Origin of the sequence: Flavobacterium sp., assembly GCF_029242675.1 — a bacterium.
Lineage (GTDB): Bacteria > Bacteroidota > Bacteroidia > Flavobacteriales > Flavobacteriaceae > Flavobacterium.
This window is the reverse complement of the sequence record NZ_JAQWTM010000230.1, coordinates 1-15,198: the sequence shown is the minus strand read 5'-3', so window position 1 is coordinate 15,198 and position 15,198 is coordinate 1. Positions and strand designations below refer to the sequence as shown.

Sequence of the window (15,198 nt, the reverse complement as noted above, 5' to 3'; positions counted from 1 at the left end):
TATTTTAAAGTATTATTAGTTTTAATTTTAGCAAGTTGCGCATCAAACGTAAAATTATCAAATTCAAAACTTACTAACAGAAATTATGAAGTTAAGTTAGATAGCATAAATTTATTTGACAAATCAAGAAACAGAAGTATTTTCACAGACTGACGTTAGGCAACATTTTGAGAAAAATAGGAGAATTCAATAACCAATATAATAGTTATGATAAAATCAATTAGCATAGAATCTTGGAGACAGTTTGACAATATTAAAATTGATTTTCATAATAGATTAACAATTTTGACTGGTGCAAACGGAGCAGGAAAAACTACAATTCTTAATATAATTAACCAACATTTTGGATGGCAGAATCAACTTGTTGGAACTGCAAAAAGAGATAAAAAAACTGGTGGTCTAAAATATCTAACAGGATTTTGGAAAAGCCTTTTTGAAATCCCTGAATTACCAATTAATAATGTGCCTGATAAAATTGGTACATTAACTTATGAGAATGGTTTATTAACAAATTTATTAATTCCAAAAGCAATTGGAACAGTTTATAACATACAAATTGAAAAAGCTCAGGCTTTAAAAGGATTCAATATTCCTTCCCATAGGCCAATTTATAAATATCAATCGGTACCTAATATTTCGACAAATGTAATTACTAAAAGACAAGCTTTTCAAAATTATAGAAACTCACAAGTTCAAAGATACTTTGGAGGGCGAACTGATAAATCGGAAACATATTTTATAAAAGAAACATTAATTTCTTTAGCTGCATTAGGTTACGGAAATCAAATAGTAAATGCCAATCAAGAAGCCATTAGAATTTATGAAGGATTTATTGATATTCTCAAAATAGTACTTCCTCCAAAATTAGGTTTCAAATCTCTATCAATAAGAATCCCAGAGGTTATTTTAGAAACTGAATCTGGTGAATTTAGTATTGATGCCGTCTCAGGAGGAATAGCTTCAATAATCGATTTGGCTTGGCAGGTATATATGTTCGATGAAACTGACGAGTCTTTTATTGTATCATTTGATGAACCTGAGAATCATTTGCATCCAGAAATGCAAAAAACACTTTTACCAAATTTTTTAAAGGCATTTCCAAATGTACAATTTATTGTTGCATCTCATAACCCGTTTATTATTTCATCAGTAAACGATTCAAATGTTTATGCTCTTGTTTATAATAATGAGAATAAAGTACAGTCCGAATTATTAGAAAGTGTTGAGAAATCAGGAACAGCAAATGAAATCTTAAGACAAGTGTTAGGAATTGAAACAACAACTCCTGAATGGGTTGATGATAGCATTGATAAAATCATTAATAAATATTCGACTACTGGTATAAGTGCTGAAAACATTCAAGAATTCAAGAATGAGTTGAACACAATAGGTTTAGATAAATATGTAAATCAAGCAGTTGTCGAATTAATAACTAGAAAAAAATGATTGAGCTTAAAAAATTAGCTAAACCTCAATTATTAATAGATAATGGAGATGTTTGGACTTCCGATTTAATGAAAGAATATTATAGTACAAATGTTATAAATAAAACTAAACAAAGTCGTTACAATAAAACACAAATTAAGGACATTTTAAAAAATGAGACAAATGAGAAATGTGCATATTGCGAGAGTAAAATAACACATATTTACCCTGGCGACATTGAACATATTATACCTAAATCTATTTTTCCAAGACTAACTTTTACTTGGTCAAACCTTACTTTAGGCTGTTATTGGTGTAATAATAAAAAAAGAGCTCTTCTTGACAGAAGCTGTAAATTTCTAAATCCATATAAAGACAAAACAAATGAACATATTAGAGCTTTTGGTCCAATTATTTGTCATATAAATGGGAGTCAGAGAGGTGAAATAACTTGGAGAACGTTTGAATTAAACAGACCCGAATTAAGAGATAAACGACAAGAAAAAATTGAGGAATTACAAATCTTAATAGATAAGTGTCATTTAACAATTAACCTAACATTGAAACGTTTAATTGAAACCGAAATTTTGGATTTCATAAATAGAACTGAATTCTCTTTTACATTAAAACAATATTACGAAGATAATAAAAACGTTGCCTAACAGCGGTTTTGCGAGATTGCGAAATAAGTGCTAAATTCAAGTTTATCTTTCGCAAGAAATTTTATCTTAGCAGAAAAATCTCGGTTCCGGAGTTCGCAACCTAGCAAAGCCACGAGACGTTGAGTGCAAACCTAAAAAAAATCGTTTAAAAGAAAAATTAATTTAACTTTCATGCTATATGTTATAATTTCATTGTTCGTAATCGTTATTCTTTTAATGCTAAACTCTCAACGAATTTCACTCTATTTTGAAAATCTTCAAGAACACAAAGAAATTGATTTCAAAAAAAGAACAAATTTAGATTTATGGAAGTTGACCAAATTATCTCCTGGAATTACTTGGTTAGGCGGTGACCAATTTCACTTTAGTAATCCAGAATTTTACTTTGATGACGCCTTTTTATATATAATCGATTATAAAACAGTAATTAAGCACGCTATTGAAAATATTACTGAAATGACAAGAACTAGTTACACTCGAAATGATAGACGTATTTGGAAAATAGTTATCAAGGAATCAGATAGCAAAATTGTATACAAAATAGCAACCAATCATTCTTTAACAACTAGCAATTTTGGTAACTTTTTAGATAAAGTAAATGAAAATAAAGAGTCCGTGATTAATTCTGAATGGTTACTGTAGAAAAAAGAGGGCAGCTACTAACCGCCATTTTGAGCTAGCTGGAATTTAGTGGAAACTAACGTTTAGCATCACGTTTTCATTAAGCCGAAAATTGAGTGGTTACGAACTTTTAGCCATCTAAAGTTGGCTAACATTGGTCGACAGTTAAGCTCAAAATCTTCAAAAAAAGAAACAAATAAACACACAAAAAACATGAAATTATTTTCCTTTACTATATTGTTTTTGCAATTTTCATTCTGCTTCTCTCAAACTTATTATGGACAAATAACTACTAATGAAAATGATAGTTTAAGTGTTCAAATTTTAATCAAGGGAAATATGATTTTCAAAAACAGTAAAATATTATCAATTCAAGAAAAAATAACCGTTTTAAATAATGGTGTGTCAAAAGATTATTATCCAAAAGATTTAAAATCATTCAAGATTAAAATGGAGGATAATAAGGTCAAAACATATGACAATGTTGATAATAAAATTTTTGCGGAAAGATACTACTCAAACAAAGTCAAATTATATTATAAATTAGTAGAGGAAGAAACAATAAGAAGCCCCTATTTTACAATCTATAGAGTGTTTTTAGTCAAAATTCCAAATCAAGAAAATATGATTGAATTAATTCCAAATGGATTTAGTCGATTAATAACTCAAAAGGAAATGTTGGCAAAATTTACTAATTGTAAAATTTCATTGGGCAAAATCATAAATGACGAAATCAAAATTAAAAATGAAGAAAAATTAGTTGAATTTATTGTTGACTACGAAAAAAATTGTTTCAATAATTAAAGAAGCATATACAGTTATTATTGGTATCGGAAGATTATAAAAATAGAAATGAAAATAAAAAACACAATTAATATTTTAACAGTATTAAAACAAATAAAATATGAAAGCTAAAAAAAATGATTTTTTAATTGATACTTACATTCGAAAATATCAAAGTTTATCTCAAAATGAAAAATTATCAATTAATTTATCAATAGTGATACTATTAGTTATTTTGTCAATTGGCGCGATTTATAATACAGGAAAGGTATTGGGAGAATTTTTATTTTATTTCAATAATTAAATTTCTCGTAATTTAAATTAAGTAATTTGGCTTTTATCATTTTGACAATCGTAAACTGAATTATAGTAACAACCTAGCTTTATAAAGAATTAAGAATTAGCGGTGAAGAAGGAGTAATTGAATTAATAAAAGATTATGAAATGAATTGCTTCAACTAGTCTTTAAATTTAATTAAAAAACAAAGGCTTCTGCCAACAACTATTTTGAGCTAGCTAGAATTTAGTGGAAAAAGCATTTCGCATTGAGCTTCCGTTAAGCCGAAAATTGAGCGGTTACGAACTTCCAGCCATCTCAAAGTGGCATAACGTTAGTAAAAATATTACGAAAATGAAACGAACATATACTATTGTATTATTTATATTTTTTATTATTAACTTTCAATGTTATTGTCAAACTCAAGAGTCAATTATTTTTTTTAATGATGGAGATTCTATCGAAGGTTTAGCTATTATTAAAAATAACAGAATTAAATTTAAAATTTCTCATGATAGTAAAGCTGAGTTTTGGGATTTTGAAAGTATAAAAAAAATTAAGTTTATTGGATTTGAAATGGACAAAACTTATGAATATGTGAAATTGGATTCTTTTAATGGACCGAAACTTATTGAACTTGTTGTCGGTGGAAAAGTTTCTCTGTATCAGAAGGAAAAAAATTATTATTTACAAAATTATAATGGGTCTACTATCTTGTCAGCAAGTAACACAAAATCAGATCTGGATTTTTACTATTTGAAACGCGATAAAGATGAATATGCTACATGTATTAATAATGGTGTTTTTAAAAGTTGGGCCAAAAACACAACTGAATTTCTATACGACTGTGACTATTTAGTTAAAAAAATAGAGAATAATGAGTTTAGTTTGAGCAAAATTAAAGAAATAGTTGAATTCTATAACGACATTTGTACTGAATAATAAATACGTTTGCTAACCACCATTTTGAGCTTGCTGTAATTTAGTGGAACTACCGTTTCGTATCAGGTTTTCGTTAAGCCGAAAAATACTCGCTTTCCTCAGTTTCCAACAACCACAAGTACCAAAACATAGCACCAAGCGCATGACAACTGAACAACATATAAAAATTGGACGACTAACTGCATTAGTTTCATTCCTGCTGGGGACAATTATTTTTGGACTTTACTTCTTGACATCTTCGTTAGACTTAGCTTTACTTGGTCTCGGCTTTATCGTATTGGTTGGGCTAATAAATTCTGGAATTTTAATCTTAATAGTGTTAAAAGCGAACAAGGATAAAAATAATGAGATAAAACTTTTAAAAATTGGTGGGCTAATGTTATTGAATATACCGATTATGTTTTTTTATTGTTGGATTGTAATTGTACTTCTTGGCACCATGAGAATAACATTCACGAACGCAACGCAGACAACTTTGACCGATATTACTATTGTGGGTTGCGGCGGCGGACATATTGACAAATTAGAAATAGGACAAAGTAAAACCGTTTGGATTGACATTAAAGGAGACTGCTCCATAAACGTTGACTATTTGTCAAACGGTCAACGAAAGAAAGAAACCGTTGCAGGATATGTTACTTCAAGTATGGGACAGAAAATAAATCACAATATTGACGGCAAAGACAAGGATATATTTTGAAAACTGTTGAAAAATAATAACTAGGTATGAAAAGCCAGTTGTTAATGAGTCTTTTGCAAATATGATGTAATTAGTTGCTCGAAATAAGTTTATCTTTCGTGTCTCGATTTCTTTACCAAAATAAATAATTAGGGTTTTTCTACTATTACACAATCGCTTTTAATAAAATAGTCTTTTGCCTCAAACAGTAGAAGCCAATAAACGATAGATTTACCTAAACTAAATGGGATTAAATGAAAATTAATACTTTTTGGAATATTGTGCTAAAAGGAATCGGACTTTGGCTTTTTATGAATTGCCTCTATATATTTCCTCAAATTGCCTCGTTACTCTTAACATCTCAAATCGGACTTGGATGGAATACCTTTATTCCTGAAATGCTTTTTGGAATATTTGCATTGATTTCCTATTTGTTTATTTCATCACTTTTTCTTTTTAAATCAGAATGGATTGTTTCAAGATTAAAATTAGAAAGACATTTTACAGAAAGTAGAATCGACATCACCATCTCACAAAATACCGTCTTGAAAATTATTATAATATTATTTGGCGGCATAACTTTAATTAATAGTTTCCCAAACTTAGTGCGAGAAATTATTCAATTTCTACAGCAAAATGAACTACTGAAAAATTATCGAGATGTAGCTTGGCTGATTTTTCACAGTATTAATACATTAATTGGATACCTATTAATTACGAATAGTAACGGAATTTCAAGATTTATTGATAGACAAAGAGAAAAATGAAATCAATACTTACCATTGGTTTGCAAAGTAGGACTGCTGTAGTGTGCTTTGTAGTTCTAGTTATTTGACTTGAATGTGTTTGATAAGCTTCTAATGAAATTAGGTATTAACTTTATAAGTAGTTTTGCTAAAAGGAAAAACTAATACAACTGAAAGAATTAGTAGAAACAATGATGAGGTTGAAACTATTGATAAAGAATGAGAATATAACAATTTAAAAGACCTAATATGCTGACAGCTGTACATCCAAAATTAGCGATGCGAAATAAAATTACAACTAGGGAATTCTATGTTGAACAGTTAGGCTTTGAACAATTAGGTGATTATGATGGTTACTTAATGGTAAAAAAGGACCAGATAGAGATTCATTTTTTTGAATTTAAAGAGCTCAATATTTTTGAAAATTACGGTCAAGTTTATATCCGAACCAATGATATTGAAACTCTATATCAAGAAGTACAAGAAAATAAAATAACAATTCACCCTAATGGGAAATTAAAAGTGCAGCCTTGGGGACAAAAAGAGTTTTCAATGCTCGATCCAGATAAAAATTTGCTAACATTTGGTCAAAATGTGTAAGTATAAAAGGATTAGTACTTAATAGTAGTAAAAGTCTACAAATTTGATTGTAAATGTTCTTAGAATTCGTAAGAAATTATATCTTAGCTTAATAATCTTGGTAGCTACCTTATTAGGTTTTGCGACCTAAATGCCCGAATCTAGAAAGATTGCTACTTATAAATAAAAAATGATAGACGAGTTTATTCCTCCTATAAATAATCGATCGGAACGGGAACTATTAGAAATAGTTGGTTCGCCTACAAAGTGGCATCCAAGAGCTGTCCTAATTGCTACAAATGAGCTGCAAAGGAGAAATGTTGATCCGCAAAAAACAAAAACAGCTAAGTATTTAGCACTAAAAAGAGTGAGATTAGAAGCCAAAGCCAAAGCGAACTTAAGCTATGATTATTGTGATTTTATTTTAGAACCATTCGAAACAATCCTAGAAATTTTAATTAGTTGGGATTTACGCAAAGACGGCTATATCAGGAAGGCGGAACAACAGAGAAAGTTCAGAATTGTGATCGGTGTGATAACTGTAATTGTTGCCTTGTTTGCATGTCTTTTTATATAATCTTTGGGTTGGATTGTAATTAGGCCAAAATACAATTTTGGTTTAACCGATATGCTAAATCTTTTCTGCTACCGTTTCATCGTGTACTTAAAAATTAGTGCTGCATATAATTAGAAGTTTTTTTCAAAATTGATAATGAAAAATGTAGTAAATAGTAAGGGAAAATTATAAATTTGAAACTTTATGTGTTTACAAATCAAACCCTTAATTTAATCAAAAATGAAACTATAAAAATTAGCCATCTGTTTTTTATTTCTTGCTACAATTACAAGTTGTGTAACGACGATGCCTTTAAATCAACAATTTTACAATTCGAAGAAAGTAGGTGTAATTGTCCAAGTTGATAGCTTAGGAATGGCAATAGTTGGAGGGCAAGGTTTATTGGATGTTGCTTTAACATCAGGGAATAGATTCTCGGAGCCTTTAAAACAAATTGAGCCCAAATTTAATTTACAAGAAAAAATGGAAGCTGAAGTTGCAGCCATTTTGAAATCAAAAAACTAACAATTTCAATTTATTACTGAAACAGTAAATTATACAGCGTTAGATAAATTTGAAAAACCAAATTCGGATAAGAAATACAGCAAGAGAGATTTCAGAAAGCTAAAAGCCACAAATAATGTCGACGAAATTCTATACGTAAAAGTTAAGTACGGAATCTTAGTAAGCTATTATGGAATGATTGAATTAGATAAGCAAGGGTATACCAATATCACTAGTGAGTTAGTTGATTTGAGTGATAATTCACTGCTAGGACTAGAAACATTTCAAACAGCGACAAAAATGCAGGGAAACTGGAAAAAAGGGGATGACTATGCAAACCTGACCAATGCGATTCAAGAAGCAATCGATAAATCGTTAGTTACTTTTAAATCAAAGTTTTAAGTGTCAACAATGAGTTGTTTTTACTGACGTAAAGACAAAATAGGAATAAAGGAAAACGTTAAGACGTAAGGCTTTAACAACCGCGAATGCTATCAATAAAATAAAAATTAGACTATGAAAACAATCTGTACTAATTGCCAGGCCGAGAACGACCGTAATTCTAAATATTGCAATAGTTGTGGTTTTCAATTGCCTGTAGTAGCAGCTCCAGAAGTGGAGGAAATCAGTGAAAAAGTAAAAAAGAATACGGATAAGAAAAAGTTTAATTTAAAAACATTCTTAGGTTTTATTGTAAGTTTCATTGTTATGTTTTTCGTCACACAGTCGTTATTTAAACCGTCTATTGATACTAAATTAGCTGATTTTGCAAACGAATTCAACAAAACCTGTCCGATGGCTGTTGATGAGTATACAACCTTAAAAAATGTAGTGGCTTTGCCCAATAAAACAATTCAATACAATTATGTTTTAGTCGGAATCAATAAAGCGGATGTGAAGTTAGATACGATACAAAAATATTTTTTTCCCACCGTACTCGAAAATGTGAAGACGAATCCCGGTATGCAATTATTTAGAGAAAACGAAGTAACGATAAACTACTACTATTCAGATCAAAATGGTGCGTTTGTAACACAATATGTTGTTAAACCAGATATGTATCGCTAATTTGAATTAGCAGCATGCTTGATGCTAATGCTAGTTTATAGGGTAAACAAAAAAGTACAGTAGTCTTAGAGACTAGCTGTACTTTTTTTATGTTTGAATAGGAATTGAAAAAAATGGTGAAAGAGTCGAGAGTACCTTAATATATAAACTTACTCTTTTAAATAGGCTTCACGTACTTTTCTAAATAAATTCGATGAGTACACAAAGTCAACTACTGCTTCATTATCCGTTCTGAATATTTCTTCTTTATTTCCTTGCCATGCTTTTACACCATTTTTTAGGAAAAGAATATTATCGCCTATTTCCATAACCGAGTTCATATCGTGGGTATTGATCACAGTAGTAATGTCATATTCTTCGGTGATTTCTTTGATGAGGTTATCGATCAAGGTTGCCGTATTAGGATCCAGACCCGAGTTAGGTTCATCACAAAAAAGATATTTCGGTTTATTTACAATGGCTCTTGCAATAGCAACCCTTTTTTGCATACCTCCGGAGATTTCTGAAGGCAGTTTATGATGTGCGTCGTTCAAAGCGACTCTGTTCAGTACAAAGTCAACGCGTTCTTTTATTTTTGCTTTGTTGTCGCGAGTGAACATTTTGAGTGGGAAAGCAACATTTTCAGCTACGGTCATCGAATCGAACAAGGCACTTCCTTGAAATACCATTCCTATTTCGGTACGTAGCTCTCTTCTTTCTTCATCATCTAAATTACCGTATACGCGACCATCAAACTCTATAGTTCCCACTTCAGGACGGTGAATTCCTAATAAGCTTTTTAATAAAACCGTTTTCCCAGATCCACTTTGACCAATGATAAGATTGGTTTTTCCAGTTTCAAAAACGGTTGAAATTCCTTTAAGAATTTTGCTTTCTCCAAATGATTTCTCGATGTTTTTTACCTCTATCATGCTCCTAATAACAATTGCGTTAATATATAATTAAAAAGTATGATACAAACAGAAGTCCATACAAAGGCTACTGTACTCGCTTTACCAACTTCTAGCGCTCCACCTTTCATATAGTAGCCGTGAAAAGACGGAATAGTGGCTAATAAAAATGCGAAGATGAAGGTCTTAATAAAAGCATAAGCAATATGAAAAGGAATGAAATCCCGTTGGGCTCCTTCAATAAATTCTACACTCGAGGTGAAACCACCATATACACCAGCCATCCAGCCACCCAGAATTCCTAAAAACATACTGATTCCGATAACGAAAGGATATAACAATAAAGCTATAATTTTTGGAAAAACAAGATAGTTAACAGAGTTGACACCCATCACTTCTAAAGCATCTATTTGTTCCGTTACTCGCATCGTTCCTATACTGGAAGTTATAAAAGAACCCATTTTTCCAGCCATAATAACCGAAATGAATGTGGGTGCAAACTCTAGAATAACCGATTGCCTTGTGGCAAAGCCAATAAGGTATTTAGGTATTAAAGGATTGGTAAGGTTTAAAGCCGTTTGAATAGCAACAACACCTCCCACGAAAAAAGAGATGAAAGCTACAATTCCAAGTGAATCAATGATTAAATCGTCTATTTCTTTGAAAATAAGATTGCGCATCACAGACCATTTGGTTTGCTTGTTGAAAACCTCTTTTAGCATTAAAAAATAGCGTCCTAGCTGTGTTAGATATCGAATGAGCATCATAATTGTGTGAATATGGGCTAAATTACAAAATTAGTAAGTAGTAATTAGTGATTAGTTACTAGTAATTAGAAACTCGTGATTAGTGAAAAGTGAATAGTAGTGAGTGACAAGTAAATAGTAATTAGTTAAAAGTGAATAGTAACTAGTAAGTTGAAAAATAGTTAGGGCTTAAAAAAGCTTTTCCTTCATCTTCTTTAAACGGTAGCTTCGGATGAATTTTGCCTGCTCTGTAGTTACCATTAAAGGAGTTTTGGCAGCTTTTGCCTTGAGAAAACCTTGAATATAGTCAAAAAACAAAAACGGTTTCTTTTTCATGAACGACAACTTAGCTGATGCAATGGCCGTAATCAAAAAACCATAACCTAGTGTATAAAACGCTTCGCCTTGCTTATAACGCGCTGTTTTGTTGTAATTAGCTCCCGTAGGTTTTAGGTGTTTTACATGCAAAGAAGCATCGGTTACTACTTTCCAATTGTAAAATTTACAAAGTAATTCATCAACGGTATCCCAGCCCATTTGTGCTTTTAAACCTCCTATTTGCTTAAATGTCTCTTTTCGGTAGGCTTTCAAAGCCCCACGAATATGGTCTTTGTCAGTCAGATTTTCAAGAACCCAATCTCCATTTTTTTCTATGTAACAAAAACCTCCTACCATTCCAATCGTTGGATCAGATTGAAAATGCGTGCTGATAGTCTCAAAATAATTAGTAGGGAAAATTAAATCAGCATCGGCCTTCATCAACACATCATATTCTTCATCTGACGTTGCTAAACCGGCATTAAAGGCGTGGATGACCTTGCTTCCAGGCAAATGAATCGCAGAAGATTTTTTCTCCACCAAACTGATAAACGGATGCTCTTTGGCGAAAGCCAAAACAATATCAGAAGTCTTGTCTGTTGAATTGTCATTCACAACAACTACTTTTTTAGGTAGTAGTGTTTGGTTAACCAAGGAGTCAAGGGTTAAACCAATCAATGCTTCTTCGTTGTGCGCTGGTATAACGATGTAATAGTTCATTCCAATTTTTTTTTAGTTTGCGGATAAAGGCAAGTAATGCGAGTCATATAAGAGGTAGCAATCAGGAAGGATGATCTTAGTTCTTAACTTTTTCAGCGTAAACCATATAATAGCGCGGTGTGAAATAACGCAATAAAGGTCGGAAACCTATTTTTTTAACGGGATGTGTGAATTTTTCTCTGGCTACAATTTTCCACCCTGTTTTTTCTAAAAGCCAATCCAATTGCCAATCTTCAAACTCGTGGTAATGCCTGTCCCACATATCAGTTTTACTGCGGTATGCTGGTGAAAACCAAAGGCGCAACGGAATAGAAATTAGCAATTTATCACATTTTACATTTTCTAGGATGGTAAACGGATTTAGTAAATGTTCAAAAATTTCGAAGGCGGTAAAGACGTCGTAAGCTTCCGTTTGTAAAGCATTTTGATTCGTGTCTAGATCTTCTCCAGTTGTGTTCTTTACGGTATAACCATTTTCGATCATGATTTTCGAAAACGGATTGGGTACACCTAAATCGAAGATGGTTTCGCTAGTTGTAACGTGGTTTTTTAAAAAGGCTAGGGTATGCTTGAATCTTTTATTGGGAAACGTTTTTTCGTACATAGTCATGGCGAGGAATGAAAACAAATTTCATTCGTTTTGGTTTATAAAGTGCAAATGTACAAAGATATATTTCTTCTAAAGCAGAATTTTATGCTGTTTGTCCCTGTATTGAAATAGAATAGGACCAAATAGGAAAAGGTCGCATAAAAAAACCGCTAGGACAACCTACCGGATTTAGTATAAATGTAATTTTATGTTTTAATATCGATAAACAAATGCATTGACATTCATTCCTGCACCCACCGAAGCAAAAAGTAAAATGTCTCCTTTGCTGATACTTTGGTCTTTTATTTCGCCACGAATCAATAAATCAAATAAAGTAGGTACGGTGGCCACGCTGCTGTTTCCTAACTCGTGAATACTCATTGGCATGATATCTTGCGGTACCGGACGGTCATATAATTTGTAAAAGCGATCGATAATCGCTTCATCCATTTTTTCATTAGCTTGGTGAATTAGGATTTTTTTCACGTCGTCAATGGCAATTCCGCTTTTGTCCAAACAGCTTTTCATAGCCGCTGGAACGGTAGTTAACGCAAATTCGTATATCTTACGTCCGTGCATTTTGATGTAACGTGTGTCAGGATCCAAATCAGTATTGTAGGATTTTCCGAAGAACAAATAATTAGCTTCATCTGCGGCATAAGTCCCACTTTCATAAGACAACATTCCGGTTTCGTCTTCTGATGCTTCAATAATTGCAACTCCTGCTCCATCAGAATAGATCATAGAATCTCTATCATGATCATCTACCACTCTAGATAAAGTTTCTGATCCTATAACCAAGCAGCGTTTTGCCATACCTGATTTAATAAAGGCATTGGCTTGTAGAACGCCTTCTATCCAGCCTGGACAGCCAAAAAGGATGTCGTAAGCTACACATTTAGGATTCTTGATTTGGAGTTTATTTTTAACTCTAGTTGCTAGACTGGGAAGCATATCTGACTGGGTAGTCCCTGCTTTTACATCTCCAAAGTTGTGAGCAAAAATAATATAGTCAATAGTTTCAGCATCGATCCCAGCGTTAGCAATCGCCTTTACGGAAGCTAAATATGCTAAATCAGATGAAGTTTGGTTCGTCTCAGCATATCTTCTGTGCTCTATTCCTGTAATCCCTTTGAATTTATTTATAATAATATCATTAGGGCGTCCAAAAGGACTTCCATCTTCATTTAAAAAAACATGATTTCCAAAGTCGGTATTGCTTACTTTCTTTTCAGGAATGTAGCTCCCTATTCCAGTTATTTTTATTTTCATCGAATTGTTTTCCAAAAATTTATGCTAATTTAAAGATAATAAAATAAATCGAGCTATGATATTTACTATGCGTGCATATAATTATGGAATTGTAGATTTTTAGCCTTAATACTGCTTATTTGACAATGAAATGTTAAAATACCGTAGGGAAGCTAGAGGGTTTGCTTGGACTTTTTTAATTTATTGCTAAAAGCACTATTGGATTAATATTGAAGAAATTGCATTTTAATTTTTTAATCAAAAAAAAATGCCTCGAGTAGATCGAGGCATTCTTACAATTATTTTTTTAGGAATTACATATATGCCTCGATAGGAGCACAGCTACAAACCAAGTTTCTGTCACCATACGTTTCATCTACACGACGAACACTAGGCCAGAATTTATTTTCAGCAACATACTCTAACGGATAGGCTGCTTTTTCTCTTGTGTATGGTAAAACCCAAGTGTCAGCGGTTAACATATTTAACGTATGTGGCGCATTTTTCAAGATATTGTTTGGCTCGTCAATGGATGCAGTTTCGATTTCTTTGCGAATAGCAATCATAGCATCACAAAAACGATCTAATTCGGCTACATCTTCTGATTCTGTCGGTTCAATCATTAAAGTTCCTGCCACAGGGAAAGAAACAGTTGGAGCATGGTATCCGTAATCCATTAAACGCTTAGCGATATCCGATACTTCAATTCCTTTTTCTTTGAAAGATCTACAGTCCAAAATCATTTCGTGTGCCGCTCTTCCTTTTTCTCCAACGTATAAAATAGGGTAGTGCTCCTCTAAACGAGCTTTCATGTAGTTTGCGTTTAGGATGGCATATTTAGTAGCGTTCGTTATTCCCTCAGCACCTAACATGCAAATGTAACCGTAAGAGATTAGGCACACCAAAGCAGACCCGTAAGGCGCACCTGAAATGGCAGTTATTGCTTGATCACCTCCAACTTGTACTAAAGGATTAGATGGTAAAAACGGAACTAATTTTTCGTTTACACAAATTGGTCCTACACCTGGTCCACCACCACCGTGAGGGATAGCAAACGTTTTGTGTAAGTTTAAGTGACATACATCAGCACCAATAGTAGCAGGATTTGTAAGTCCTACTTGTGCATTCATGTTGGCACCGTCCATGTAAACTAAACCACCGTTATCGTGGATGATTTGAGTGATTTCTCTAATAGCACTTTCAAATACACCATGTGTAGATGGATACGTTACCATTAAACAAGATAATTCGTCTTTGTATTTCAATGCTTTTTCACGAACATCTTCAACATCAATATTACCGTTTTCCATCGTTTTGGTAACGATAATTGTCATTCCTGCCATTGCAGCTGATGCTGGATTGGTTCCATGTGCTGATGCTGGGATCAAACAGATTGTTCTTTTTTGATCTCCTCTTGAGTGGTGGTACGCACGAATAGTCATTAAACCAGCGTATTCTCCTTGTGCTCCAGAGTTGGGTTGCAAAGTCGTTCCTGCAAAACCAGTAATTACATTTAATTGGTGCTCTAATTTTTTAAGCATTTTGGTGTACCCTTGTACTTGATCCAATGGTGCAAATGGGTGAATGGTGTTCCAGTAAGGCATACTTAATGGTAACATTTCAGCAGCTGCGTTTAATTTCATGGTACAAGAACCTAAGGCTATCATTGAGTGTGTCAATGACAAATCTTTGCGCTCTAATTTTTTGATGTAACGCATCAAACTTGTTTCAGAGTGGTATTTGTTGAAAACGTCATGTGTCAAGAACTCTGATTTTCTATTCAAAAGCATCGGGTAATTGTTTTCTAAAACATATTCCGAAACTTCAAATGCTTCTTTTCCT

At 32.6% G+C, this 15,198-nt stretch carries 19 protein-coding genes; 13 read left to right on the top strand and 6 right to left on the bottom strand.

Features of this window, described 5'->3' with window-relative positions:
* Positions 1-207: 207 nt before the first annotated feature.
* The 13 genes from P8M54_RS08580 to P8M54_RS08520 all read left to right on the top strand — a co-directional run bounded on the left by P8M54_RS08580 (position 208) and on the right by P8M54_RS08520 (position 8,842).
* Positions 208-1,446 (top strand): AAA family ATPase, encoded by a 1,239-nt coding sequence (locus tag P8M54_RS08580; protein ID WP_300287236.1) that lies wholly within the window; start codon positions 208-210, stop codon positions 1,444-1,446.
* Positions 1,443-2,087, top strand: a complete 645-nt coding sequence (locus P8M54_RS08575) for an HNH endonuclease (RefSeq protein ID WP_300287234.1) — start codon at positions 1,443-1,445, stop codon at positions 2,085-2,087. The genes P8M54_RS08580 and P8M54_RS08575 overlap by 4 nt, the downstream gene beginning before the upstream one ends.
* A 171-nt stretch (positions 2,088-2,258) precedes the next feature.
* Positions 2,259-2,729, top strand: coding sequence for a hypothetical protein (locus P8M54_RS08570; protein WP_300287232.1), 471 nt, complete (start codon positions 2,259-2,261; stop codon positions 2,727-2,729).
* 192 nt (positions 2,730-2,921) lie between these two features.
* A complete protein-coding gene (locus P8M54_RS08565; protein WP_300287230.1) occupies positions 2,922-3,512 on the top strand; it encodes a hypothetical protein in 591 nt (196 codons plus the stop codon).
* 100 nt (positions 3,513-3,612) lie between these two features.
* Positions 3,613-3,795, top strand: coding sequence for a hypothetical protein (locus P8M54_RS08560; protein ID WP_300287228.1), 183 nt, complete (start codon positions 3,613-3,615; stop codon positions 3,793-3,795).
* Between the two features lie 222 nt (positions 3,796-4,017).
* Positions 4,018-4,710, top strand: coding sequence for a hypothetical protein (locus tag P8M54_RS08555; protein WP_300287226.1), 693 nt, complete (start codon positions 4,018-4,020; stop codon positions 4,708-4,710).
* Positions 4,711-5,149: 439 nt separating this feature from the next.
* Entirely contained in the window at positions 5,150-5,410 is a 261-nt protein-coding gene (locus P8M54_RS08550; RefSeq protein ID WP_300287223.1) for a hypothetical protein, read from the top strand.
* A 233-nt stretch (positions 5,411-5,643) separates the two neighbouring features.
* A complete protein-coding gene (locus P8M54_RS08545; protein WP_300287221.1) occupies positions 5,644-6,156 on the top strand; it encodes a hypothetical protein in 513 nt (170 codons plus the stop codon).
* Positions 6,157-6,384: 228 nt separating this feature from the next.
* Complete coding sequence (locus P8M54_RS08540; protein ID WP_300287219.1) at positions 6,385-6,735, top strand: VOC family protein; 351 nt, start codon at positions 6,385-6,387, stop codon at positions 6,733-6,735.
* Positions 6,736-6,904: 169 nt separating this feature from the next.
* Positions 6,905-7,291 (top strand): hypothetical protein, encoded by a 387-nt coding sequence (locus P8M54_RS08535; RefSeq protein ID WP_300287217.1) that lies wholly within the window; start codon positions 6,905-6,907, stop codon positions 7,289-7,291.
* 285 nt (positions 7,292-7,576) lie between these two features.
* Complete coding sequence (locus P8M54_RS08530) at positions 7,577-7,795, top strand: hypothetical protein (RefSeq protein ID WP_300287215.1); 219 nt, start codon at positions 7,577-7,579, stop codon at positions 7,793-7,795.
* Positions 7,796-7,969: 174 nt separating this feature from the next.
* On the top strand, positions 7,970-8,176 hold the full coding sequence (locus tag P8M54_RS08525) for a hypothetical protein (RefSeq protein ID WP_300287213.1): 207 nt from the start codon (positions 7,970-7,972) through the stop codon (positions 8,174-8,176).
* Between the two features lie 114 nt (positions 8,177-8,290).
* Complete coding sequence (locus P8M54_RS08520) at positions 8,291-8,842, top strand: zinc ribbon domain-containing protein (protein WP_300287211.1); 552 nt, start codon at positions 8,291-8,293, stop codon at positions 8,840-8,842.
* A gap of 149 nt (positions 8,843-8,991) precedes the next feature.
* On the opposite strand, the gene P8M54_RS08515 is transcribed toward P8M54_RS08520, so the two are convergent.
* The 6 genes from P8M54_RS08515 to gcvPB form a co-directional block, all read right to left on the bottom strand.
* On the bottom strand, positions 8,992-9,753 hold the full coding sequence (locus P8M54_RS08515; protein WP_300287208.1) for an ATP-binding cassette domain-containing protein: 762 nt from the start codon (positions 9,751-9,753) through the stop codon (positions 8,992-8,994).
* Positions 9,750-10,499 carry an ABC transporter permease gene (locus P8M54_RS08510; protein WP_300287206.1) on the bottom strand — a complete coding sequence of 250 codons (750 nt, stop codon included), beginning with the start codon at positions 10,497-10,499 and terminating at the stop codon, positions 9,750-9,752. The genes P8M54_RS08515 and P8M54_RS08510 overlap by 4 nt, the downstream gene beginning before the upstream one ends.
* A 168-nt stretch (positions 10,500-10,667) precedes the next feature.
* A complete protein-coding gene (locus P8M54_RS08505) occupies positions 10,668-11,516 on the bottom strand; it encodes a glycosyltransferase family 2 protein (protein WP_300287204.1) in 849 nt (282 codons plus the stop codon).
* 76 nt (positions 11,517-11,592) lie between these two features.
* A complete protein-coding gene (locus P8M54_RS08500) occupies positions 11,593-12,120 on the bottom strand; it encodes a methyltransferase (RefSeq protein ID WP_300287239.1) in 528 nt (175 codons plus the stop codon).
* Between the two features lie 198 nt (positions 12,121-12,318).
* Positions 12,319-13,377 (bottom strand): 3-oxoacyl-ACP synthase III family protein, encoded by a 1,059-nt coding sequence (locus P8M54_RS08495; RefSeq protein ID WP_300287202.1) that lies wholly within the window; start codon positions 13,375-13,377, stop codon positions 12,319-12,321.
* A 293-nt stretch (positions 13,378-13,670) separates the two neighbouring features.
* Positions 13,671-15,198, bottom strand: a 1,528-nt coding sequence (gene gcvPB, locus P8M54_RS08490) for an aminomethyl-transferring glycine dehydrogenase subunit GcvPB (protein WP_300287200.1), incomplete at its 5' end; no start/stop codon positions are given.